The organism is Ruegeria atlantica (assembly GCF_013032005.1).
In the GTDB taxonomy this organism is placed as follows: domain Bacteria; phylum Pseudomonadota; class Alphaproteobacteria; order Rhodobacterales; family Rhodobacteraceae; genus Ruegeria; species Ruegeria atlantica_A.
In genome coordinates this window covers 39544-62891 of sequence record NZ_WQBE01000015.1, presented here as the reverse complement: position 1 = coordinate 62891, position 23348 = coordinate 39544, and the positions used below count along the sequence as shown (strand labels likewise).

The following is a 23348-nucleotide window of genomic DNA, read 5'->3' as shown; positions in this document are numbered from 1 at the left end:
GACCAAATCAGTCGGGTTAATACCCGCCACGATTTTCAATGTTGGGACAAATGATGCTGAAATCCTCTACCTGCGTTGCCGCCGCTCTGATGGCTTTGGTTGCTACCTCTGCCGCCGCCGAAGGTGAACTGAACCTGTACTCTTCACGCCACTACGACACCGACGAACGTCTCTATTCTGATTTCGAAGAGGCGACCGGCATCACCATCAACCGTATCGAAGGCAAGGCCGACGAACTCATTGCACGGATGGAAGCTGAGGGCGCCAACTCGCCCGCGGACATCCTGTTGACTGTAGACACCTCGCGTCTGGCGCGGGCCAAAGACGCGGGCATTTTGCAATCGATCGACAGCGCTGTTCTCGAAGAGCGTATCCCCGCCAATCTGCAAGACAATGACAACCAATGGTTCGGCTTTTCGCAGCGTGGCCGCATTATCTTTTTCGACAAAGAAAACGTAGCCAACCCGCCGGCCACCTACGCCGATCTGGCGAATCCTGAATACAAGGGTCTGGTCTGCATCCGCTCGTCCAGCAACACATATAACCAGACGCTTCTGGCATCGATCATCACCCACGAAGGCCCCGAGGCCGCAAAGGCGTGGGCCGAAGGCATCGTCGCCAACATGGCACGTGATCCGCAGGGCGGCGACACCGACCAGCTGCGTGGCATCGTTTCGGGCGAATGTGATATCGCCGTGTCGAACACCTATTACTTTGCTCGCGCCATCCGCAAAGATGTCAAAGGCGTTTCGTCGGAAATCGACTCAATCGGCTGGGTGTTCCCTAACAACGACAGCACTGGCGCGCATATGAACCTGTCCGGGGCCGGTGTTGCCGCGAATGCACCGAACAAGGACAACGCGATCCTGTTCCTGGAATACTTGGCCAGCGACTCGGCCCAGCAATATTTCTCGGCCGGCAATGACGAGTTCCCGGCGGTGAAAGGCGTCGCACTCGCGGACTCGGTCAAGTCACTGGGTGAGTTCAAGGCAGATGAAGTGAACTTGTCCGAGGTCGCCAAAAACCTTCCTGAGGCGCAAAAAATCTTCAACGAGGCTGGCTGGAAATAACCCAGCGCACGAGACCTTAACACTTTGGAGGGCGCAGAAATTTCTGCGCCCTTTCTTATTGCGTATTACATATTTTTGGGGAATAATCTCTATAATGAACGAAATTCTCACTTATGAACATGTTGGATGATCTCTCGAACCGCCTCGCCAACCGTCTGAACGAACTGCGCCGGAGCCATGGGTGGTCACTGGACCAACTGGCCGAACACAGCGGCATTAGCCGCGCCACGCTTTCGCGGATGGAAAAGGGCGATGTCAGCCCGACCGCTGAAACGCTGGGGCGGCTCTGTGCAGCTTATGGCCTGCCGATGTCGCGTCTGCTGATGATGGTCGAAGACAGTTTCGACCCTCGCGTACCGTTCGAACGGCAACCCGAATGGCGCGACCCGGAAACCGGATTTACCCGTCGCTCGGTATCTCCGCCCGCCACTGGGCTTAGCGGAGAGGTGCTGGAAGGTCACCTGCCCCCCGATGCGATAATCACGTACGATGCGCCACCAAAGCCTGGGCAAGAACATCACCTGATCATGTTGGACGGCGCGCTGAAACTGACCGTAGACGGCGTTGCCCATGATTTGAATGGCGGCGATTGCCTGCGCTATCACCTTGCGGGTCCCACGCGGTTTGAAACAACGCCCGCGCGTGGGGCACGGTACCTACTGGTGCTGATATGATTACACGCATCGACGATTGCAGCTTTGACACCGCCTTGGGCGACCTGACCGATATCCTGCACGCTTGTGTACAGGACGGGGCCAGCATCGGGTTCATCCTGCCCTTCTCACCCGATCAGGCCCGCGCCTATTGGCAAGACCGGGTGCGGCCCAACTTACAGACCGGTACGCTGGACCTGTTCATCTTTCGTGAAAACGAACGCATTCTGGGCACGGTGCAACTGATCCCTGCGGCGATGCCCAACCAGCCACACCGGGCCGATGTGGCCAAACTGCTGGTTCACCCCAGCGCCAGACGCCGGGGTTTGGGGCGGGTCTTGATGGCGGCGCTTCAGGACCGGGCGATCCAGCTGGGCCGTACCTTGCTGGTGCTTGACACACGCAGTACGGACCCGTCGCGCATCCTGTATCAAAGCCTAGGCTTTCAGATCGCCGGAGAGATCCCGGACTATTGCCGCAATCCGCTTGAGGACCGGCTAGAGCCCACGACCTATATGTACAAAAACCTAAGTTGATCCGGACATCTGTTTCAAAAACGAAGAAACGGCAACTTATGACCTTGTGGCAGCGTTTCGGTTTCCGCAGGGATGACTGCAAGACCATCCGCCTGTGCCAGCGTCGCAACCCGACCGCTGTATGAGGGTGCCATCAAACGCAGTCGTGGAACGCCGTCGGAAGTCGTGCCATCGATCATGACCGGACGGTATTCCTGACGCCCTGCGTGTCGCTGCAGCGGTTCGGCCAGCACCGCTTGTTCCGGGGTTGGCGGCGTATGACGCAGACCAGCCTGACGCGCCATCATGTGCGACCCGATGATCTGCCATGTCACAAAGGCCGAAACCGGATTGCCCGGCAGCCCGACATAAAGCGCGTCGCCGCGCCGGCCGAACATGATCGGCTTACCCGGTTTCATGGCCACGTTCATCACGTCAATCTGGCCGCCAATGGCTTCAAACAGGCGCGGCATGTGATCTTCATCCCCCACCGAAACACCACCCGTTGTGACAATGAGATCGGCATCATCGCAGGCCTGCCGCAACACCTGCTCCAGCCGCTCGGGATCATCTGCGACCGGGCCTATATCCATCAGATCAATCCACGGCTTGTTCAGCAAAGCCCGCAGCATATAGCGGTTCGAGTTGTAAATCTGGCCCGGGCCCAGCGGTTCACCGGGTTGTTGCAGCTCATTACCGGTGGAAAAAAGGGTGACCTTCAGCTTCCGGAATACATTCACATCGCCATACCCGGCCGAAGCCAGTGCTGCAGCTTCGCGCGCGGTGATCTCGCATCCTTGCGACAGGATTGGGGCACCGGCCTTCAAGTCCTCCCCCGCGCGGCGGATATGTTGGCCAGGTTTGGGACGGCGGGTAAATCGGATACCTCCGGTGGTGGCCTCGCAATCCTCCTGCATCAGCACGGCGTCGAAATCGGCGGGCACCGGGGCACCGGTAAAAATGCGCAAGGCCGCACCCGCTGGCGCATCATGGGCACCGCTGTCCCCGGCGGCGACACGTCCCGCGACCGGCAGGGTGAACACGGGACCCTTGCCCAGATCAGCCGTGCGGACGGCATAGCCATCCATGGCGGAATTGTCGAAGGCGGGCATGTCCACTTTGCTGGTGCAATCCTTAGCCAACACCCGACCCGTCGCATCGATCAGGGACACGGTTTCGGTCTCGGCAATCGGATCGGCAACGGCCAGTCCGCGAGCCAAAGCCTCTGTCACCGTCAGATACATCCGAGCGTGCTGGTCGCAACTACATCCATCAGCCATTTGGGCCCTCCAACCGGCCAAACACCTCTTCCAACTCAGCGCGTTCAACGCGAGCCTCTTCTTAGTTAGAGCTTGGGCCGTCGACAGCCATCACACCCCGAAACTGTCCAGGGACACGGCAATCATGATTGCGCAGCCCCGCCAGCAATATGCCCCCAATGAACAACACTGGCGCAGAGCCGTCATTGACATAGGTCACGATCACTATTCGCGGGCGGTCAGAGGGATTGGCACCGGAGCGGCCCCCATCCGCGAGAGGGTTTGAGTTGGTTCAGAAATCCAGCCCGATATCGATGGTGCGATAGGAATGAGTCAGCGCCCCGGATGATATGTAATCCACGCCGGTTGCCGCCACGGCGGCCACGGTGTCGCGGCTGATATTGCCCGATGCCTCGGTCACGATCCGACCGTCGACCAGTGCCACCGCCTGTTTCAATGTCTCGGGAGGCATGTTGTCTAGCAACACGACATCGGCCCCACCGACCTCCAGCACTTCGGCCAGTTGGTCCAGCGTGTCCACTTCGATCTCAACCTTCATCATGTGCGAGGCGCGGGCCTTGGTGGCCTCAAGCACGGCGCGCACCCCACCGGCAGCGGCGATGTGGTTGTCCTTGATCAGGATCGCATCTGACAGGGAAAAGCGGTGATTGAACCCGCCACCATGCAGAACCGCTTGTTTTTCGACAATACGCAGGCCGGGCGTGGTCTTGCGGGTGCAGGTGATGCGAGCATTGGCGCCTTTGATCTCGGCCACCAGCGCCGCCGTCGCGGTCGCCACCCCGGCCATGCGCCCGGCATAGTTCAGCGCCACCCGTTCACCCGACAGGATCGAAGCGGCGCTGCCCTCAATTTCCATCAACGTATCACCTTTCGTGCAGCGTTGGCCGTCGGCGATGTGGGTGGTGACACGCAGCGTCGGGTCGACCAGACGGAACGCCAGCGCAGCCACCTGCATACCCGATACCACCGCATCCTCACGCGCGTTCAGCCTGGCTGAATAGGTGGCATCTGCAGGGATTACGGTCAGGGTGGTAACGTCGCCATTGGCACCCAGATCCTCCATCAGCGCGGACCGTACCATCGGTTCAAGGATCAAGTCGGGCAAAGCCGGGTAATTCATACTGTGTCCTTTGCAATACGGTCCCGCAGGGCAAGCGCCTCGCTCAGCGTCAGGGCCGAGCGCTGGCCGGGTCCGGGGGTAAGATCAGGGAAATCGGAACGGAAATGGGCACCGCGACTTTCTTCGCGCAGCAGCGCGGCAGCCGCGATCAGGGTGGCGGTGGCGGTCATGTTAAGAAACAGATCAGAGCCCGCATGCCGGGCTTCCAACGCCGCGATTTTCGTCAACGCTTGGGGCAGGCCGGTACCGTCGCGCACCACACCCACATGTTCGGTCATGGTTTCGCGCAGGGCAGCCACATCCTGTTCATTGATCGGCTCACCACCAGTGGCAAAACAAATGTCCACTTCAGCCGCGTCCTGCGCACTCACAACGGTTGCAATGTCGCGCGCGCAAGAGCGGGCAAACACCAGCGCTTCAAGCAACCCGTTTGACGCCAGCCGGTTCGCCCCATGCAACCCGGTCGAGGCTGCCTCGCCACACACCCACAACCCGGTTAATGAGCTACGCCCGGCCAGATCGGTCTTAACCCCGCCCATGTGATAATGCGCCGAAGCGGTCACGGGGATGGGGTCTGTCGCAGGATCGACACCGTTGCGCAAACAGGCCTCGGTGACCGAGGGGAATTGCCTAGCCATCTCGGCCCCGATGGCCTGGCGCGTGTCCAATGCCGGGCATTTGCCCGCCTGCGCCTGCAGGTAAACGGCGCGCGCAACCGTGTCGCGGGGGGCCAGTTCAGCGTCAGGGTGGATGTCGGGCATAAACCGATGGCCGGCGCTGTCGATCAGGATAGCACCCTCGCCCCGAAGCGCCTCGGTTGCCAATGGCGTCGGGTCTTCGCCCACGTCGATGGCGGTGGGGTGGAACTGCACGAATTCGGCATCTGCAATGCGCGCGCCTGCGCGAGCAGCCATGCCGATCCCCTGCCCGCGGATACGTGCAGGATTGGTGGTTTGGGCATAAAGGCCCGAGGATCCCCCCGTGGCCAGAACATGCGCTGATCCGCGCAGCAATATCGGCGGCGCATCGGCGGCATCGGCGCGGGTCAGGTAAACGCCGGTCACTTGTGTACCGTCGCTTTCCAGCCCGACGGCCTGCGCGCCCTCGATCACTTGAATCGACGGCGTTCGGCGCACCTCCTCGATCAGAGCACGCATGATCTCGGTTCCGGCCTGATCGCCCTTGACGCGGACCACGCGGGCTGCGGAATGCGCGGCCTCGCGCGATTGCACGAACCCACCATCGGCGGTGCGATCAAACCCGGTGCCCAAGTCGGACAGATCATAAATATGTTCCGGTGCGGCATTGGTGACGAACTCGGCCACCTCGCGCAGGACCGACCCGGCCCCGGCGCGCATGGTGTCGTCCGCGTGCGCTTCGGGGCTGTCCGTCCGCGCCATGGCAGCGGCAACGCCGCCTTGTGCCCAGGCCGAGCTTGCACCCGATCCAAGTGGTTCAGGCGAAATCATCACCACAGGGCAAGGGGCCAGCTTCAGGGCCGCATAGACTGCCGCCAGCCCGGCGCCGATGATGACCACACGCGGCGTCTCAACGCTCTGCATGTCGCGGATCAAATACCCAGCTGGCGTGACAAGTCGATCATGCGTTGCACCGACAGGCGGGCCTTGTCCGCCACTTCGGCGTCAACTTCGACCTGCCCTGTCATGGTATCAAGCGCGAACAGCACCTTCTCCAGCGTGATCTTCTTCATGTAGGGGCACATGTTGCAGGGGCCGACAAACTCAACCTCGGGCAGTGAATCCGCAATATTCGACGCCATCGAGCATTCGGTAATCAGCAGCGCCTTTTCCGGCTTTTCGTCCGAGACGTATTTGATGATACCGCTGGTGGAGCCCGAGAAATCTGCCTCGGCCACAACGTCCGGTGGGCATTCAGGGTGCGCAATCAGGCGGGTGCCCGGATTCCATTCCCGGAAATCGCGCAGATCTTGCGGGCTGTATTGTTCATGCACGATGCATGACCCTTCCCACCAGACCACATTTTTCTGCGGCACATCGCGTGCCACGTTCTGCGCCAGATACTGATCCGGCGTCATGATGACCGTGTGACTGTCTTGCGCCGCAACAATCTGGGCGGCATTCGACGAAGTACAACAAATATCTGACGCCGCTTTGACCTCGGCCGTGGTGTTCACATAAGACACAACCGGCGCGCCTGGATACCGGCGGCGCATTTCCTCGATCCCTTCGGCGGTGATCGATTCCGCCAGCGAGCATCCCGCCTCCATATCCGGCATCAGGACCGTCTTGTCCGGGCTAAGGATCTTGGATGTCTCGGCCATGAAATGCACACCGCATTGCACAATCACATCCGCCTCGACCTCAGTCGCTTTGATCGCCAGTTGCAGGCTGTCGCCACCGAAATCCGAAATGCCATGGTAAATTTCGGGCGTCATGTAGTTATGGCCCAGAATGACCGCGTTGCGCTCGACCTTCAGGTCGTTGATCGCCTTGACATAGGGTGCATAGATCGCCCAATCGACGGGCGAAACCACGCGGGACATGCGGTCATAGATATCGCTCATGCTTGCGGCAAGCTCGGGCGATGGGGTCAGATCATATTTTTCGGAGAGATGCGCACGCTGCGCCGGTAGGTCGAACACGGGACTGTTTTTCTGCCTGATGGATTCGTGACGCACTTAATATGGGGTTTATCGTGGATTTACCACCACTCTTAAAAGAAGAATGTTCCAATATTCCCAGTTCTGGCGGAACTATCTTATCAATTCAGGCGCAACAGACCTTCTCGGCCCGCACCTCAAGCATCTCGGCGGCTGGTCTTGCCCGAGAAATGGTCGGCCACAAAGTCGATCAAGGCCCGCACGCGCTGCGGTAAAAACGGCATTTCCGGGCGTAAAATAAAGATCCCACCACCGGCATTCGGTTCAGCATGATCGGGCAAAACCGAGGTCAAGCGACCAGTGCGCAAGTCATTCGAGACAAGAAACTCCGGCAGCCAAGCAATGCCGCGCCCGGCGCAGCACGCTGCATGGAGCGCTTCGAGGCTGTTACATGAAAACCCCGGCCCAAGACGCGATATGGGACCCGCTGCTCCTGTGAATCCCCAATCCGACAGGTGTTTTTCCGGCCCCAGGCGTAGACATTTATGCGCGGTCAATTCCTGTGGTTGCTGCGGTTCGCCATGCCGCTCAAGATAGGTGGGCGCTGCACATGGTATCCGCCGATTGTTCATCAGTTTCCGCGACACAAGCGATGAGTCCGGCAAAACGCCGCTGCGGATCGCGATATCAAAACCTTCTCCGACCAGATCAACAACCTTGTCCGTCAACAGCATGTCAATCTCGACCTCGGGGTTGAGATCCATGAATTCAATGACCAGAGGGATCACGTGTCGCTGACCAAAAGCCGCCGAGCTTGTCAGGCGGATCGTTCCATGCAGGCTGTCGGCACCATCGGCAATGTCCTCTTCCAGTGCCGTCAGGCGGGCGAGAATCTCGCGCGCTTCCTCTACATATCGCTGTCCCGCCTTGGTCAAGGTCATGCGCCGAGTCGAGCGTATGAGAAGCGGCACCCGCAACCTCTGCTCTAGCTGATACACCCGCTTGCCCACGGCCGACGGGGTGTATCCCAATGCGCGGGCCGCAGCCGAGAAACTGCCGTGATCAACCACGGCCAGAAGAATTTCCAGTTCAGCCTTTTGTGCCATTTGATCCAAAAAATATCAAAAACTAATCCCATTCACTACATTATCAAAAGAGATTGTCCAAATTATCTAAGGTGGAGATCAAAAACCAAGGAGAACCACCTTGCCCGCCGCCTCGAACATCTCTCTCTTCACGCCGCTTACACTGCCGAACGGGCGTGTTTTGAAGCACAGGATCATCAAATCGGCCATGTCGGATTCACTGGCCGACGGTCGGGGCAACCCAACCGCTGCACAGATGCGTCTGTATGAACGTTGGGCAACAGGGGGTGTGGCCGCGTCAATTATCGGCGAGGTGCAAGGCGATCCTCATTTCCCTGAAAAGCCGGGCAATTTGGTGCTTGATGAACAAGCCGACTTGGCGGCCTTCAGCGATCTTGCCCGGCGCGGGTCGACCGGCGGCGCGCAGCTTTGGCTGCAACTCGGCCATGCCGGGGCGTTGGCCCATTTGCCGATCAGCCAGCCCAGAGGCCCAAGTGCGATAGACTTCCCAGACTTTCGCAGCGAAGCCATGTCTTTGCCCGAAATCAGAGCAATCCCGGATCAATTTGCCCGCACTGCCCATCTTGCAGCCAAACTTGGTTTTGGGGGCGTCCAGATCCATGCCGCGCATGGGTTTCTTCTGAGCCAATTTCTCTCTCCCCTCTTCAACCGCCGGACGGATGCCTATGGCGGCGCAATCCACGCGCGGATGCGCCTGCTGATCGAAACGGTCGAGGCCGTTCGTGCCGCGGTGCCCCGCAATTTTACAGTTGCCGTCAAACTCAACGCCACCGATCAGCTGGACGGCGGTCTTTCAGAACAAGACGCGCTGAAGGTGGTTGCAGGGCTTGAAGGCAAAGGTGTTGATCTATTGGACATCAGCGGCGGAACTTATTTCCCGGGCGCTCCGTCCAGTTCTGATCGTACGTCCAAAGGCCCCTATTTCCTCGACTTCGTTCGTGCGGCGCGCGGTCTAACCGCGATCCCGCTTATGGCCACCGGAGGATTCAAGCGCCGTGACGAGGCAGAAGCTGCGATTATGGCGGGGGATGTGGATGCGGTGGGTATTGCACGAGGCTTTGTTCTTGATCCCGCTTTGCCCCGGACGTGGCAGGCGCGACAACACGAGGTCCCCTTCCCCCGCTTCACCACCCTTCCACCCGGAGGGATGACCGCGTGGTATACCATGCGCATGACGGATATCGGGTCGGATCGGGAAGGATCGGTGGATCGCGGTATTGCCCAGGCCATCACCGAATATGAAAACCGCGACGCACAGCGCGCAAGGATCTGGCAGAACCGGTTTAATTCCAGGTCAAAGCAAACCTGAGACAGCCGATCAGCAGGTTATGTGAAATTGCCCCCAAAAGCACCAAAACCGAACCAGTCGCGGTCTTGATTAAATTTTAGCGCAAATCCCTCATGAGTTGTGTTTTTTTGCCACAGCCCAGCAACCCAATTCAGATAAACTTGAGTTGAGATTGACTACCAAGATCAGAGGGATAGTCAGGATACAGAATTTTTGGATTTGAGGTTTCGATTTCATATGGATGGGTTCTCATCTTCTCTGGGCCTACACCTTATAGCAGATTTTTTCGATGCAAGCGCACTATACGATCCTTTCCCAGCAGAAGAGACCCTGAGACGCGCGGCAATCGCTGCCAATGCTCAGGTTCTTGGGATCAACATGCGCGATTTCGGACAACGGGCAGGTTTCACAGGCATGGCACTTTTGGCCGAGTCGCACATCTCGGTCCACACCTGGCCCGAACACGGATATGCCGCCATCGATATCTTTATGTGCGGTGACGCAGAACCACAGCGCAGCTTAGAGGTTTTGAAGTCTTATTTCCGCCCCCAGCGCGTCGATGTGCAATCCATCAAGCGCGGTCTGATCGGACAGAGCAGACACCGGCTTGCGGCGGCGGGCTGCTAAAGGGCGGATGAAGGAACTGCGCAGATGCCCGGTCACGATAAGTCTCATTCTATGCGCGATAATCGTTTATGCGCTGTGGGGTCCGGTTCGGCATTCCGGACCCATTGTGACGCTGCCCGATCATCTGTTGTTTTCGATCCGGCATGGCAACCTGAACCATCTGACGCTCAATTGCCTGCTGATCCTTGTTGGCGGCAGCCTCAGCGAACCGCACTTGGGCAGCGCCCGAACCGCAGGGCTTGTTATCCTTTGCGCCGTTGCCGGAACGACAACAGAATTCGCATTGGCCGGACCCGGCTTTGTGGGGCTGTCCAGTGTCGCCTATGGCCTGGTTTCCTATGGAGTGATTGCCACAAGCACACCGGGGCGACGCAGTTGGATGCTGGCGCTGATTGTCTTTGTCCTTATCGCCGAGCTGTTGTTTCTGCGCCCTCAGATCGCCGTTTTCACCCACAGCACATCCGCCTTGATCGGAGGAGGAATCGCCATGTTTAGCGCCCTGTTCGGCTCAAAAGGGCCAACCCTTAAACCCATGGAATGGCAGCATGTATCCCCGGCTGTCCAAATCATCGCCCAAACCGACGAAGATGATGCCGACGAAGCCGAAAACAAGTTCGTGCATGAAGGAACGGACAACATGTTCGTCCTGCAGGACCGCGGCGAGGTGCTGGGGCTGATCGGCTATTGCCTCGACGAAGATGCGCCGGACATCGCCTGGCTGTCCTGGACTTATCTGGATCAGGCGCATGCGGGCAAGGGGCTGGGAAGCCAGATGCTGAACGACCTGCTTGGCAAACTGGCCCAGATGCATGTCCGCAAGATTTTCATCGAAACCAGCGACTATGAAGAGTTTGGCAAAAAGCTCTATGCCGCGGCGCATAAACTGTATGAGGAATTCGGAGCCGAAGTCGAACTGACGGTACCCGGGTATCACGGCCCACGCGAAGCCAAGATCATCTATGGATTGGACAATCCCGAAGCGCCCGACATACAGGCGGCAGAGCCATCGCCAACCACTGGCCTGAGCTTCACCGACATTCACAAAGCCGCCGAAACGGACGACGTTGCCGGCCTGCGCTGGTGCGAAACCAGCAGCGGGCTGAGCGGGCTGGATCAACAGCTTTCGTTGGCGCGCGCGCAAAGTTATCGCATGGCCGTTCTGGCCATCCCGTCCGACCTGTCCAACGCCAACGCAACAGAACTGCAGGCCAATGGCCTGAAAAAATGCGGCGAGCTCAAAGGGTTCTACGGCAAAGACCTGCATCAGGTCTGGTGGAGCAGCAACCTTGGCGAAACCTGAATCACAATCTCAAATCAATAGGAGAAGTTATGTTTGGAAACATTAAAACGATAGCCATTGTTGGCGTTGTGGGCTTTGTGGCCTATTCGATGTTTTTTAGCTCGAAGTCCGAGCAAACCGCCGATCTCGGGCAGGTTCTGGACCGGACCGAATTCGCGATCAACCAGTATCAGGAATACCTGGAAGCCAACAGCATCGCCGAAGCATCTGACGAGCAGGTGGATGAGTTCACCGGATATCTGGCTCAGGTCATGAACTCGGACCCGCGCTTTTATGACGAACCGCTGGGCATGGAGGTTCTGTCTGACGCCAAATTCTCGGGTTTTGTCGATCCGAACGCAAATGGCACGCGCGACTCGAGCGAGGGTGAGATTTTCACAATCGAGATTGACGAGGCCAACAACCGCCTGATCGCCACCGACACCACCGGCCAATCCGCGGGCTTGCGGTTCTCGGGGGCGGGATTCCTGGCGGGGGCTCTGATCGGCAACCTGATCAGCCGCCAACGCTTGGCCGGCATTACCGCGTCCAGCTTCAACAACCGGTCAGTGACACCGCGCAACAGCTACTCGGCCCCGCGCAGCGCCCGCTCGGGCGGTTTGCGCGCCGGTAAATAAGACGCCGCGACTACACCAAACCCCACTCAGACCCGGCGCGTTATCAGTGCCGGGTCTTCCCGTTTTCGGATTTTGAAATGACTGATACTCTGACACCGCGTTACACGGCGCTGCCCCGGCGGCAGGCGATGGTTCTTCTTGGCGCAATCCTTGTTGTTGCCCTTTGTGGCATTGTCTACGAATTGATCATCGGTACGGTGTCCAGCTATCTGCTGGGAAACTCGGTCTATCAGTTCTCACTTACGATCGGGTTTTTCATGTTTGCCATGGGCGTGGGGTCCTATGTGTCCCGTTTTTTCCACGGCAACCTGATCCAGATCTTCATCTGGGTTGAGCTGATCCTGGCGCTGATCGGTGGTCTGTGCAGCGTGTCGCTGTTCATGCTTTTTCCTTACGCGCCCTGGTTTTACACGGTGGGTATGTTCACCTTCATCTCGGCCATCGGATTTCTGGTCGGGTTGGAAATACCGCTGCTGATGCGCGTATTGTCGGAAAGCAGTACAACGCGAGAATCCATCGCTGATGTGCTGTCACTAGACTATATCGGTGCGCTTGGGGGATCGGTTCTGTTTCCCATTCTGTTGCTGCCGTCGCTTGGGCTGATTTCATCCTCTTTCGCTATCGGTCTGACCAATGCCATGGTTGGCCTGCTCAGCGTCCTGTGTCTGCGCGACCAACTGGATGCGCCCAAACGGATGCTGGCCTGTGCCATTGGTACCATAGTTTTGTTGTTCGCCCTGACCCTGGTGGCCGGGCGCATCACTGCATTTGCGCAGGATCATCTGTATTTTGATCGCATCGTCTGGCGCAAACAATCGCAGTATCAGTCGCTGGTCGTTACTAATACTTGGCAAAAAAACGACGTGCGTCTGTACATTGATGGCCATCTGCAATTCGCTGAAACCGACGAATATCGCTATCATGAAGCGTTGGTCCACCCCGCCTTGTCCTGGGGGGATAGCACCCCAAAGTCGGTTCTGGTGCTTGGCGGTGGCGACGGTCTGGCCGTACGTGAAATCCTGAAACACCCCAGCGTTGAGCGTATCGATCTGGTCGATCTTGACCCAGCGATGACCGACCTGGGGCGCAGTCTGGCCCCCGTCGCACGTCTGAATGACAACAGCATGGAGGCATCCATACTAAACGTTCACAACACCGACGCTTTCAACTATGTCAAATCCACCGATCAGATCTATGACCGGATCATCATCGACTTTCCCGATCCTCATAGTGAGGCGCTGTCAAAACTGTATTCGGTCGAGTTCTACGCCATGGTTCAGGGCATTCTGTCCCAAAACGGCGTTCTGGTGACACAAAGCAGCTCACCTTTCTTTTCCCCCCATACCTATTGGACGATATCGGAAACCCTGTCCGAGATGTTCCCGCAGGTGGTCAACTATCAGATGTCGATCCCTTCTTTCGGGGTTTGGGGTTACAACCTTGCGACCAATGAACCCGCGTCTACGCTGGGGGATCTGCCCGAGGGTCTGAGGTTTATAACGCCTGATGTTTTTTTGGCCGCGCAGGTGTTTCCCAGCGACATGTTGCCCAGACGCGAGCTTGCAGTGAATTCCATCTTTGACCCCGGCATCTACCAGGAATACGCCCGCGACGTGTCCGGCTATTGAGCCTGGACGCCAATTGAATGTCGTCCACCACTCAGATCAGGTCTAACAAGCGGACACTGTCAAAAAAGGTCTGCATCGTCAGAGATTCTGAACTAACCCAGAGACTGTAGGTGCTCTTCTAACGCTGCAATACCGCCATTGATTTCATTAAAGAAAATTCTTGAAGTTCGACCATGCTTCTGCGCGATATTTGCTCATAACTCTGCACGATTTGCCCAAAAGTCTGCGCACTCCACTTTTCGGTGCCGGATTAAATCCTTCCGAAAGTCTCTTTGAGTTCTGCGACTTGAGCTACATCCAGCAACCGGGTTGGCAGGCCCCGCAAAGCCACTAGTAGCTTGGCTGTTTCTTCTAACTCTTCTGCTGCACAGACCGCTGAGAAGAGATCCTTTCCCGAGACGACGGGACCGTGATTGGCCAACAGAACCGCACTATGCTTGCCGCCCAGTTCGCGGATCAAGTAACCGGATTTCGGGTCGCCTGGCTTGATGTATGGAACCAGTTTGACCGTGCCGACGCGCATCACCACGTACGGCGTAAGCGGCGGAATACAGTCATTGGGATCGGTGTCTTCCAGACACGACAGAGCAGTGGCCCAGGTCGAGTGCAGATGAACCACTGCGCCCGCTTCCGGCCGCGTGTCATAGAAGGCTTGATGCAGAAAAATCTCTTTGGTCGGCTTGTCGCCAGAAACGTGGTTGCCATCCAAACTAATCTTGGCGATGCGCTCGGGGTCGATATCGCCCAAGGTGGAATTCGTTGGCGTCATGAGGATCCCGTCATGTAAACGCGCGGAGACATTGCCCGCCGTGCCGACGGAAAAACCACGCGCAAACAGCGATGCACACAGTTCCGACATCTGCCGTCGCAGTGTCTGTTCTTCAGAACTCATTTACCGGACTCCATCATTCTGAGGGCCTTCGCGAAAAAGTCCGGAGCGCCGAAGTTTCCAGACTTTAGAGCCAGCGCAATGGGTTCAGTCTTTCCAACGCTCAAGACTGGCACGCCCGGGTCGATCTCTGGCCCAATTGACATGGCCGGTGAACCCAATGCCTCAGAGACGGCCTTGGCGACAGCGCCTGACGTCTCTCCTCCGGCCACGACAAGGCGCTTATGACCCGTTTGAACAAGTTCTCGTGCTGTTTTCGCAAAGAGATTGTCCAGCCTGTCCACTACTGCTTCTTGACCGAATTGACTTTGGATCGCTCGCACCTCTTCCGGGCTTCCTGATGAGTAAGCGAGAGGGGACTCTCCTGAATGCGTTTCAAAGAAATCCAGAAGCGTTTGCGTGGTCACATCCCCGGACATAACACCCGGAACATCGATGGCGAACGTCGGATTGGATTCCGCATGAACATCGATCTGCCCGCGTGTCGTACCTGAACATGACCCTGCAAGGATAGCGGCAGGCCCAGAGATACCTGTGAACACAATGCCACCTCTTTTGGACGAAGCTTTTCTGACGAAGTTTCTGGGTAGACCCAATGCGATCCCGGATCCCCCGGTAATCAGCTGGGCATCCATCAGTGCCTCGCCCCAGGCCAGCAAATCCTCGTCCGAAATCGCATCACCGATTACAAAGCGTTCGTCTGCGATCCGCAACGCATCAGCAATCGCCTCTGACCCTTGCTTCACGGTGCCAACTGGAACCAACCCAACCGCCTCCTTGGCCTGGTGCTGCAACCAACGCCTGATGTTCGCATCCGTCATCGGAGTAAGAGGGTGATTTTCCATCCCTGACTCGTGCAATAGCTTGCCGAACACAAAAAGATGGCCGTGATAAATGGTACGCCCCGTGGTGGGAAAGGCCGGACAGAAAACCACCTTCTGCGCGTCCAGTTCGTTGGCAAGCGCTTCCGCGACCGGGCCGATGTTTCCTTCATTAGTGGAATCGAATGTTGAGCAGTATTTAAAAATGAACTGCTGGCATCCTTGATCCTTAAGCCACCGCAGAGCTTGCAAGCTGTCCGCTACGGCTTCCTCAATAGGTGCGGTGCGGCTCTTAAGTGAAATCACACCCGCTTCGATCTCTTTGTCGGCTGGGGTAGTTGGAATACCCGGAAACTGAGCCGTTCGTAGTCCACCTTCCGGCTCAACACCTTTCGCCAAGGTGTTTGCGACATCACTTGCACCAGTAAAATCGTCCGCTATGACACCGATTTTCATAGTTCAATGTCCCGCGTCGGCCCTGGATCCAGCCTATGGATATGCGGTGCCGCGCCCACGGGAAAAACCTCACGCACAAGTGGATCATGGCCGGGCACGATAAGCCTAGAATGCGAAGCCAACCTCTCAAGTGTCTCGAAACCATCCATCATGTCTTGCAGGTCGACGACGATAGGAAAGGCTTTGCGCGCCATGAAATTCTCGTAATAATGCGAGGCATCAGAGGCGAGTACCATCCACCCGGCTGCCGTTCTTACACGAACGCATTGCAACCCGCGCGAATGCCCACCGATGCAGTGCACCGTTACCCCATCTGCAATCTCGGCTTCTCCGTCGTAGAACACGACCTTCCCTGAATAGAGACGCTTTACGACCTCGCAAATATGGACCGCCGTGAAAGGTGCGCGCAGATGATCGTGGCACATGCAGGGGCCTGTGGCGAAGCCCATCTCCGCCGATTGCATATGCAACTTCGCGTTCGGGAACATATGCAGCCCCCCCGCGTGATCATAATGAAGATGGGTCACGATAACCTCGGTTACCGCTTCCGGCGTGATGTCCAAGGGGCGCAGAGCCTCGCGTGGGTCCATCGCAATGGGACGACCACGCGCGGCGGCCTCATCGGAGTCGTAGCCGGTATCGACCAGTATGACTTCGTTGCCGCGCTTCAATACCCAAACGAAATAGTCCATCGCGTGAGGTGCGTCGTGATTGTCATCCAAGATGAAGCTGTCGCGTCGAGTGCGGGCATTGCGATCCGCATACTTGACAGCGTGAATCTCCCAATCGTTCATCGGATGACCTCGAAGTACTGGTGAACTGTCTTCGTGGCGATCATATCAGCCACAGCCGCATCGAAGGATTTGAAATGCGCGCTTTCCAAGTGGGCGGAGAACGCCACGCTATCATCATAAACCTCATAGAGAAATACTGTCTCGGGATTGCCGCCGAGGCAAACGTCAAACTGCTGGCATCCGGCATCGTCACGCAAAGAGGTTGAAGCGTTTGCGACCATCAGCGGTAAAAAAGTGTCTCTCTTACCGGGTTTGAGAGTGAAAGTGACAGTGACTACAAACATCAGACAGAAAGTCCTTTCAGACGTGAGAAAGCGCGCTTTGCAACGGGCAGCTGGCTGAGGATCAGACCAATGTTGAGCACCAGCAGAATGGCCGCTCCAGGTCGAGAAAAGAAGACCGAAAGATCCCCATCCGACAGGAACAATGACCGGCGGAAGGTTTCATCAAAAAGACCTCCCAGGATAACCCCGATAACCAGTGGAGCGATTGGGTACTTCATGAGGTTCATAAAGTAAGCAACGGCGCCGACGCCAAGCATCAGGTATAGATCATTGATGCCACCACCAACGCTGAAAGACCCAATTGTTGTCAGAACCATAACGACGGGCAAGAAGATGGTCTGCGGGATGGCGAGTATTTTGATAAAGACCCGAGCGGTGAAAAGCCCCATCAGGAACATCGTCAGGGAGGCCAGCACCAGGATTGCAGCCACGCGCAGAATGATCTCGGGGTCTATCGTCGGGCCGGGGATCACGTTGTTGATCTTGAAAGCCCCCATCAAAGCGGCGGCTGGTGGTGAGCCAGGAATGCCCAACACCAAAAGTGGGATTAGCGCGCCCCCAATGCAGGCGTTATTTGCTGTTTCTGAGCACAGCAGACCTTCCAATGACCCTTTTCCAAACTTATCGCCCTCAGCAGATACAGTCTTACCGACACCGTAGCTGACCCAACCGGCGACATCTTCGCCGACGCCAGGAAGCGCTCCTACCCCGGTCCCAATCACTCCTGACCGGCCAATGGTGGGCAGGTAGCGTCGGATGGAGCGTAGGTTCGGAAGGATTCGGCCCTTTAGGGCTACAACTTTCCCAGCCTCAACGTGCCTCAAACCGTCGATAATTTGGGGGATGGCAAAGGCACCCATCAAAACTGGCACGACCTGAAATCCGCTCATCAGGTAAGACCAGCCGAAGGTATAGCGCGGCTCAGACAACAGAGGGTCAAGTCCCACCATGGACATCGCAAGCCCGATCAGACCGGCGATCCATCCCTTAATCACCAGGTCTTCGCTCATCAAAGTGCCCGAAAGCAGAATGCCGAAAAGGGCCAGCAGTGCTTTCTCTGGGCTTGCGATGTTCTTTGAAACCAAAAGCAGCGCCCAGACAAAAATCAAAAGCGTGATGGTTCCGATAACTGTGCCAATGAAACTGGCCGTCGTGGTCAGCCCTAGCGCTTCGCCCCCTCGACCCGCTTTGGCCAGAGGGTAGCCATCCATGGCCGTCGCCGCGCTGGCTGCCGTGCCCGGAATGTTCAGCAAAATAGACGGGTAAGAGCCGCCGTAAATCGCGCCCACATAGGCACCGAGCAAGGCAATGAGCGAATAGTCCAATGGGATCTTATTGCCGAAAAAACCCGTTAAGATCGTCACCGCGAGCGTTGCCGTAAGTCCGGGTAACGCACCGAATGTGATGCCCAGAAATACGGATACGATCAGATACAGGTAGGTCAGCGGGTCTACTGCCAGGCCCACGAATGCGGTCCCAAACCCAGCCAGTTGCGAAAGGATAAAGTCCATCCGGTCAGTCTTTCCATAGCGGACGAAGCGTCACGTAGTAGTGGTATTCGATTTGCTTGAAGATCAGCCCACCGCGCGCAGGTACGTTTTGGCGGAAGACGAATGCCATCGCACAAACGAGGATGAGCGGGGCAAGTATTGCCACCAATGGAACGAACCGCAAAACGCGTTCGGAAGCCGCTTTGGTCAACACCACTAGTGTTAACGCGACCCACAAGGCCAGTGTGAACCAATCATCACCGTGTGCATTCCAATCCGCCTGAGCAGGAAACACGGCGAACGCAAACAAACCGGCGACGACAACTGCGACACAGGCCAACAAAGCACGCCGCGCATGACCTCCGTAGTAGCCGTAAGTCAAAGCTGTAATCAGTAACCCCGAGCACAAAATAAAATCCACTCTGGGAACCAGTCCGACGACATATGCAAGAAGGATCAGGCCTATTGTTGAAGCTCGATAGGCTTCCGACTGGTCCCATCCGATCCCTAGAGCGCTGGCCGCGTATTTGGCACCGCCAGAGCGGATCGAAATAGCCAACAAAATGAACGACAAAACAAGCAATCCACCGAAGATGAACAGCGGTACAATTGCAGCCGAGTTGTACCAGTCGGACCCACTGACACCTGCGCGGTTTTCACCCCATAGCGGGATGTCCGACGTCTTCCAAAGGAAAAAGGTGGAAATTGCTATCAGACCAATCGATGCCCAGAAATCGCGCGCCCGCATGATCAGTGTATCGTCAGGTTTGTCCATTGCCTGCCTCTTATCGGAAAGGGCGCGATCAAGCGCGCCCCTTCAAAATTGATCGGATTAGGGCTTCTCGATACCCAGCGAGGCTGGATCCACTGTGGCAGCGCCCAGATCTTGCAAGGTGTAGGCAAAGGTAGCCTCGAGGTTCGCAAACAGCTCTTGAGCTTCTTCGCCGTGTTGACCACCGACATCATAATTGTTTGCAGAGGCCCATTCAGCGACGGTGTCGGAGGCAATCGCTTGCTCGAAGGCATCACCAAGCGCGGCCTTTACGTCGTCCCCCGCTGAACTGTGAACTGCAAACCCGATGGCCTGTTTGAGCGGTAAATACTGATCGAGACCGTCATAGATGCCAAAGGCAGAAGGCACTGTTGCCCCTGCAATCTGCGCATCTTCGGGTGTCAACATCGCAAGCGGTTTAAGTTGACCGCCTTCGATCAAAGGGGCCTGTTCAGCTAGAGAAGTCACAACCAACGCGACTTCACCTGCTATTGCTGCCTCCTGCCCGGGCGCTGAACCTTTGTATGGAACAAACTTGAATTCTGCACTGGACCCTTTTTCGATGGCCAGAAGGTTCAAGTGGTGGATCGAACCTGCGCCGGAAGCCGCCGCTGGAATGGTCCCAGGAGCAGCTTTTGCGGCGTCGACCAGCTCTTCCAGCGTGTTGTAAGGGCTATCTGCTGGAACCGAGATCAGATCAGGTGATCCGCCAACAATGAACGGATACCAAAAATCAAATTTCTTATCCCAACCACCTTGCACAGCAGCGGTGACGTTCGACTCTGACAAACCAACCAATGTATAGCCATCGTCTGGTTGGTTCATGACATAGACCATCCCGTTGGAGCCTGCGACACCACCTGTTTGATTGATCACATTGATCGAGACCGGAAGGTGTTTTTCCATCTCGGCCATGATCATTCGGTTGATCGTATCCGTACCTCCTCCGGCCCCCCAGACCACAGCTGTGGTGATATCACGATAGGGATAATCCTGCGCAACAGCTGCCCCTGCAATCCCGGTCGCCATCACGGCTGCGGCCGCCAACCGCCCTAGCTTTTGTTTCATTTCCAAGTCCTCCCAAACAGCTTTGCGTTTATTATTGCATTTATTTGCGTATACATTAAAGAATGCATTGTCAACGGACTGTAGTGAAAGCTGCTATCGCGCTATGAATGCGAAACGGGAAGGAAGCGGGCTAAGATGAAGAAAAATTATGATGTGGCAGTGTTCCACGGGGACGGAATCGGCCCGGAAATTATGGCCCCTACGCTTGAAATACTGCACCAGCTTTCGCGCAGCAGTCCTTCATACGAACTGGTGTTTACAGACGCTCCGGCGGGCGCAGGCCACTACGCCAAAACTGGAGAATCGTTTCCGGCTGGGTCACTCGAAACTGCACGCAACGCCGACGCGATTCTGCTATCTGCAATGGGTTTGCCGGACGTTCGCTACCCTGACGGAACCGAGATTTCACCGCAGATCGATTTGCGAAAGCAACTGGGACTTTTCGCCGGTGTACGGCCAGTAAAGGTAAGCAGCGGACAAATGACCCCCTTGGCGCTGCCCACCGGAAAAGAGATCGACTTTGTCTTGATACGTGAGAGCACAGAAGGACTGTTCTTCACCCAAGGCACTGGCGAAGTTACCGAACACGAAGCACGTGAAACTCTGCTGATCACTCGTGAGGTGTCCGAAAAACTGTTCCGTTTCGCGTTTAAACTCGCCCAGAACCGCAAAAGAACCGGGCGCGGTCGGGGTCGAGTTACATGTGTCGACAAAGCTAATGTGTTCCGCGCCTTTGCGTTCTTCAGATCGATGTTTGATGCAGAAGCTGCACACCATCCCGAATTGCAGGCAGACCATGCCTATGTTGATGCCACCGCTCTATGGATGGTTCAAAAGCCTTGGGAATTCGATGTATTGGTGACTGAGAACATGTTCGGAGACATCCTCTCCGACCTTGGCGCGGGTCTCATGGGTGGTCTTGGACTGGCTCCGTCAGCGGATATCGGGTTGAATCACGCTGTATTCCAACCCTGCCATGGTTCCGCTCCGGACATTGCGGGACGGGGTATTGCCAACCCTTTTGCGATGATCCTGTCCGCAGCAATGATGCTTGAATGGTTGGGTTTGACCCGTGATCACCCAGGCCTGTCCAATGACGGCGAACGATTGCGTGAAGCCGTGGAAAAGGTGACTGCGAACGGACAAAACCTGACGCGTGACTTAGGTGGCACCGCCGGAACGCAGGACGCTGCCTCATCGGTATTGGAAGCATTGCGGGCATGAATACTCAACAAGCCATCAGGGTCGCGTGTGTGGGTGCGGGGTACTTCAGCAGGTTCCACTACGAAAGCTGGTCCCGAATGCCCGGAGCGGTTCCGATTGCATCCTGCAACCGTGATATCAACAAGGCGAAGGAAACAGGACTGGCCGCTTACGACGATTTGTCAAAAATGCTGGAGGCGGAAGAACCGGATCTCGTGGACATCATCCTTCCGCCTGTGGCGCAGGCCGAGGCAATCCGCTCGGCATTGCGGTTTGGTATCAAGTGGCTGATCTGCCAAAAGCCATTTTGCTTGTCTCTGGATGAAGCTGAGAAGATTGTTTCAGAGGCAGAAGCCGTTGGTGCCATTATTGTAATACACGAGAACTTTCGCTTCCAGCCTTGGTATCGCGCAATCAAAGAGGCGATGGCCGTGGGTCGAATTGGAACACCTCTACAAGCGACTTTCCGACTTCGACCCGGTGACGGACAGGGACCAAGCGCCTACCTAGACCGGCAGCCGTACTTTCAGGATATGCCACGTTTCCTCGTTCATGAAACAGCGGTTCACTGGGTAGACACATTCCGATTTTTATTCGATGCGCCCAGCGCAGTTTATGCGGACTTGCGCCAAGTTAACCCCGTTATCGCGGGCGAGGATGCTGGTTACATCCTGTTTGACCACCCCAACGGTTTGAAAGCTCTGTTCGATGGGAACAGGTGCCTTGACCACAGCGCCGAAAACCTGCGTCAGACCATGGGCGAAGCTCTCGTCGAAGGAACGGAAGGATCACTGGTTCTTAACGGCGACGGTTCAGTAGAACTCCGCGTTTTTGGAAAACAGGAGCGGCAGCAGATTCTACCTCCAAGCGATCACGATGGGTTTGGAGGCGACTGCGTCCACGCCTTGCAAAGTCACGTCGTTTCAGGCCTTCTAAGAGGCACGCCGTTGGAAAACACGGCCCGAGATTATCTGGACGTGATCCGCATTGAAGAGAAGATTTATCTTTCGGCTGCGGAGGGACGAAAAATCAACCTGGAGACGCCGTGAAGGATCAGGACACAAAAACTCTTTCCAATACGCAACGCGCTGTTAGGGATTTGCGGCAGATGATCCTGTCCGGCGAACTTGCCGCCGGGACTGACCATCTGGAGTCGGAACTCGCCGAAACTCTGGGCATGTCCCGCACCCCGATACGGGAAGCTGCGTTGATGTTGGAAAGTAAAGGGTTGCTGGAAATGCGGCCCCGCAAGGGCGTGCGGATACTACCTGTTTCATCAGATGATATGCGTGAAATTTACGACATACTGACGGAACTCGAGAGCCTCGCAGCGCAGCGCGCTGCCGAAGCGGGTTATTCCGAAGATGAACTGGCGGTACTTGCTGGATCAATTGCAAAGATGGACCAAGCCATCGAAGCCGGAGACCTTGAAGCCTGGGCCGAGGCCGACGAGTTGTTTCATCAGGAGCTCGTTCGGTTGGGCGGCAACAAACGGGTCGAAGCGATTGTCGCCATGATGAGCGACCAAGTGCGTCGCGCGCGCGCAACTACGTTGTTCATCAGGCCCCTGCCCGTCAAATCCAATGAAGATCACCGGGTTGTTTTTCAAGCGATTAGTGAAGGTCGTCCAGATGCCGCCCGCGAACGTCATCGAGAACACAGGCTGCAAGCGCAGGCTATGCTTTGCGGGATACTCGAAAAGCATCGGCTCAACAGCCTCTGATCTTCTCGTGTCCGGTCGTTAATCAACTAAAATAACTGCCAATTTTTGACAACAAAGGCGCTC

At 56.7% G+C, this 23348-nt stretch carries 23 protein-coding genes; 11 read left to right on the top strand and 12 right to left on the bottom strand.

Features of this window, described 5'->3' with window-relative positions:
* The first annotated feature begins 53 nt into the window (after positions 1-53).
* The 3 genes from GOX21_RS20005 (at position 54) to GOX21_RS19995 (ending at position 2259) form a co-directional block, all read left to right on the top strand.
* Positions 54-1070 (top strand): Fe(3+) ABC transporter substrate-binding protein, encoded by a 1017-nt coding sequence (locus GOX21_RS20005; protein ID WP_170379625.1) that lies wholly within the window; start codon positions 54-56, stop codon positions 1068-1070.
* Between the two features lie 119 nt (positions 1071-1189).
* Complete coding sequence (locus tag GOX21_RS20000) at positions 1190-1744, top strand: helix-turn-helix transcriptional regulator (protein ID WP_170361980.1); 555 nt, start codon at positions 1190-1192, stop codon at positions 1742-1744.
* The gene (locus GOX21_RS19995) at positions 1741-2259 is read left to right on the top strand and encodes a GNAT family N-acetyltransferase (protein WP_170379623.1); all 519 of its coding nucleotides are present in this window, start codon (positions 1741-1743) and stop codon (positions 2257-2259) included. The genes GOX21_RS20000 and GOX21_RS19995 overlap by 4 nt, the downstream gene beginning before the upstream one ends.
* 14 nt (positions 2260-2273) lie before the next feature.
* Here GOX21_RS19995 and GOX21_RS19990 read toward each other — a convergent pair whose 3' ends face one another.
* The 5 genes from GOX21_RS19990 to GOX21_RS19970 form a co-directional block, all read right to left on the bottom strand.
* On the bottom strand, positions 2274-3518 hold the full coding sequence (locus tag GOX21_RS19990; protein ID WP_170379620.1) for a molybdopterin molybdotransferase MoeA: 1245 nt from the start codon (positions 3516-3518) through the stop codon (positions 2274-2276).
* A gap of 271 nt (positions 3519-3789) precedes the next feature.
* Positions 3790-4638, bottom strand: a complete 849-nt coding sequence (gene nadC / locus GOX21_RS19985; RefSeq protein ID WP_170379618.1) for a carboxylating nicotinate-nucleotide diphosphorylase — start codon at positions 4636-4638, stop codon at positions 3790-3792.
* Positions 4635-6200, bottom strand: a complete 1566-nt coding sequence (locus tag GOX21_RS19980; RefSeq protein ID WP_170379615.1) for an L-aspartate oxidase — start codon at positions 6198-6200, stop codon at positions 4635-4637. The genes nadC and GOX21_RS19980 overlap by 4 nt, the downstream gene beginning before the upstream one ends.
* An 8-nt stretch (positions 6201-6208) precedes the next feature.
* On the bottom strand, positions 6209-7261 hold the full coding sequence (gene nadA / locus GOX21_RS19975) for a quinolinate synthase NadA (RefSeq protein WP_170352018.1): 1053 nt from the start codon (positions 7259-7261) through the stop codon (positions 6209-6211).
* 155 nt (positions 7262-7416) lie between these two features.
* Complete coding sequence (locus tag GOX21_RS19970) at positions 7417-8325, bottom strand: LysR family transcriptional regulator (protein WP_170379613.1); 909 nt, start codon at positions 8323-8325, stop codon at positions 7417-7419.
* 100 nt (positions 8326-8425) lie between these two features.
* Between GOX21_RS19970 and GOX21_RS19965 the strand changes: the two genes are divergently transcribed.
* The 5 genes from GOX21_RS19965 (at position 8426) to GOX21_RS19945 (ending at position 13785) form a co-directional block, all read left to right on the top strand.
* The gene (locus GOX21_RS19965) at positions 8426-9634 is read left to right on the top strand and encodes a tRNA-dihydrouridine synthase (RefSeq protein ID WP_170379610.1); all 1209 of its coding nucleotides are present in this window, start codon (positions 8426-8428) and stop codon (positions 9632-9634) included.
* 216 nt (positions 9635-9850) lie between these two features.
* Positions 9851-10240: an adenosylmethionine decarboxylase gene (speD, locus tag GOX21_RS19960; RefSeq protein WP_170379608.1), complete on the top strand. Its 390-nt coding sequence runs from the start codon at positions 9851-9853 to the stop codon at positions 10238-10240.
* Positions 10241-10346: 106 nt separating this feature from the next.
* A complete protein-coding gene (locus GOX21_RS19955; protein WP_170379607.1) occupies positions 10347-11540 on the top strand; it encodes a GNAT family N-acetyltransferase in 1194 nt (397 codons plus the stop codon).
* 29 nt (positions 11541-11569) lie between these two features.
* Entirely contained in the window at positions 11570-12157 is a 588-nt protein-coding gene (locus GOX21_RS19950) for a hypothetical protein (protein WP_170379605.1), read from the top strand.
* Between the two features lie 77 nt (positions 12158-12234).
* Positions 12235-13785 (top strand): polyamine aminopropyltransferase, encoded by a 1551-nt coding sequence (locus GOX21_RS19945; protein ID WP_170379603.1) that lies wholly within the window; start codon positions 12235-12237, stop codon positions 13783-13785.
* Between the two features lie 250 nt (positions 13786-14035).
* Here the strand turns inward: GOX21_RS19945 and otnC are convergent, their stop codons facing one another.
* The 7 genes from otnC to GOX21_RS19910 are packed head-to-tail and all read right to left on the bottom strand — an operon-like array spanning position 14036 to position 20359.
* Positions 14036-14677: a 3-oxo-tetronate 4-phosphate decarboxylase gene (gene otnC / locus GOX21_RS19940; protein WP_170379601.1), complete on the bottom strand. Its 642-nt coding sequence runs from the start codon at positions 14675-14677 to the stop codon at positions 14036-14038.
* On the bottom strand, positions 14674-15951 hold the full coding sequence (gene otnK / locus GOX21_RS19935; RefSeq protein WP_170379600.1) for a 3-oxo-tetronate kinase: 1278 nt from the start codon (positions 15949-15951) through the stop codon (positions 14674-14676). Before otnK ends, otnC begins: the two co-directional genes overlap by 4 nt.
* The gene (locus GOX21_RS19930; RefSeq protein ID WP_170379598.1) at positions 15948-16745 is read right to left on the bottom strand and encodes an N-acyl homoserine lactonase family protein; all 798 of its coding nucleotides are present in this window, start codon (positions 16743-16745) and stop codon (positions 15948-15950) included. Before GOX21_RS19930 ends, otnK begins: the two co-directional genes overlap by 4 nt.
* Positions 16742-17029, bottom strand: coding sequence for a putative quinol monooxygenase (locus GOX21_RS19925; protein ID WP_170379596.1), 288 nt, complete (start codon positions 17027-17029; stop codon positions 16742-16744). Before GOX21_RS19925 ends, GOX21_RS19930 begins: the two co-directional genes overlap by 4 nt.
* Positions 17029-18540 (bottom strand): tripartite tricarboxylate transporter permease, encoded by a 1512-nt coding sequence (locus tag GOX21_RS19920; RefSeq protein ID WP_170379594.1) that lies wholly within the window; start codon positions 18538-18540, stop codon positions 17029-17031. The genes GOX21_RS19925 and GOX21_RS19920 overlap by 1 nt, the downstream gene beginning before the upstream one ends.
* 4 nt (positions 18541-18544) lie before the next feature.
* A complete protein-coding gene (locus GOX21_RS19915) occupies positions 18545-19294 on the bottom strand; it encodes a hypothetical protein (RefSeq protein ID WP_170379592.1) in 750 nt (249 codons plus the stop codon).
* Positions 19295-19351: 57 nt separating this feature from the next.
* Positions 19352-20359 carry a Bug family tripartite tricarboxylate transporter substrate binding protein gene (locus GOX21_RS19910; protein ID WP_170361964.1) on the bottom strand — a complete coding sequence of 336 codons (1008 nt, stop codon included), beginning with the start codon at positions 20357-20359 and terminating at the stop codon, positions 19352-19354.
* 135 nt (positions 20360-20494) lie between these two features.
* On the opposite strand from GOX21_RS19910, the gene GOX21_RS19905 reads away from it, so the two are divergent.
* Genes GOX21_RS19905 through GOX21_RS21795 form a run of 3 tightly spaced genes read left to right on the top strand, consistent with a single transcriptional unit; the run spans position 20495 to position 23285 of the window.
* Positions 20495-21583 (top strand): isocitrate/isopropylmalate dehydrogenase family protein, encoded by a 1089-nt coding sequence (locus GOX21_RS19905; RefSeq protein WP_170379590.1) that lies wholly within the window; start codon positions 20495-20497, stop codon positions 21581-21583.
* On the top strand, positions 21580-22611 hold the full coding sequence (locus GOX21_RS19900) for a Gfo/Idh/MocA family protein (protein WP_170379588.1): 1032 nt from the start codon (positions 21580-21582) through the stop codon (positions 22609-22611). The genes GOX21_RS19905 and GOX21_RS19900 overlap by 4 nt, the downstream gene beginning before the upstream one ends.
* Complete coding sequence (locus GOX21_RS21795; RefSeq protein WP_368040047.1) at positions 22608-23285, top strand: GntR family transcriptional regulator; 678 nt, start codon at positions 22608-22610, stop codon at positions 23283-23285. The genes GOX21_RS19900 and GOX21_RS21795 overlap by 4 nt, the downstream gene beginning before the upstream one ends.
* Positions 23286-23348 lie beyond the last annotated feature (63 nt).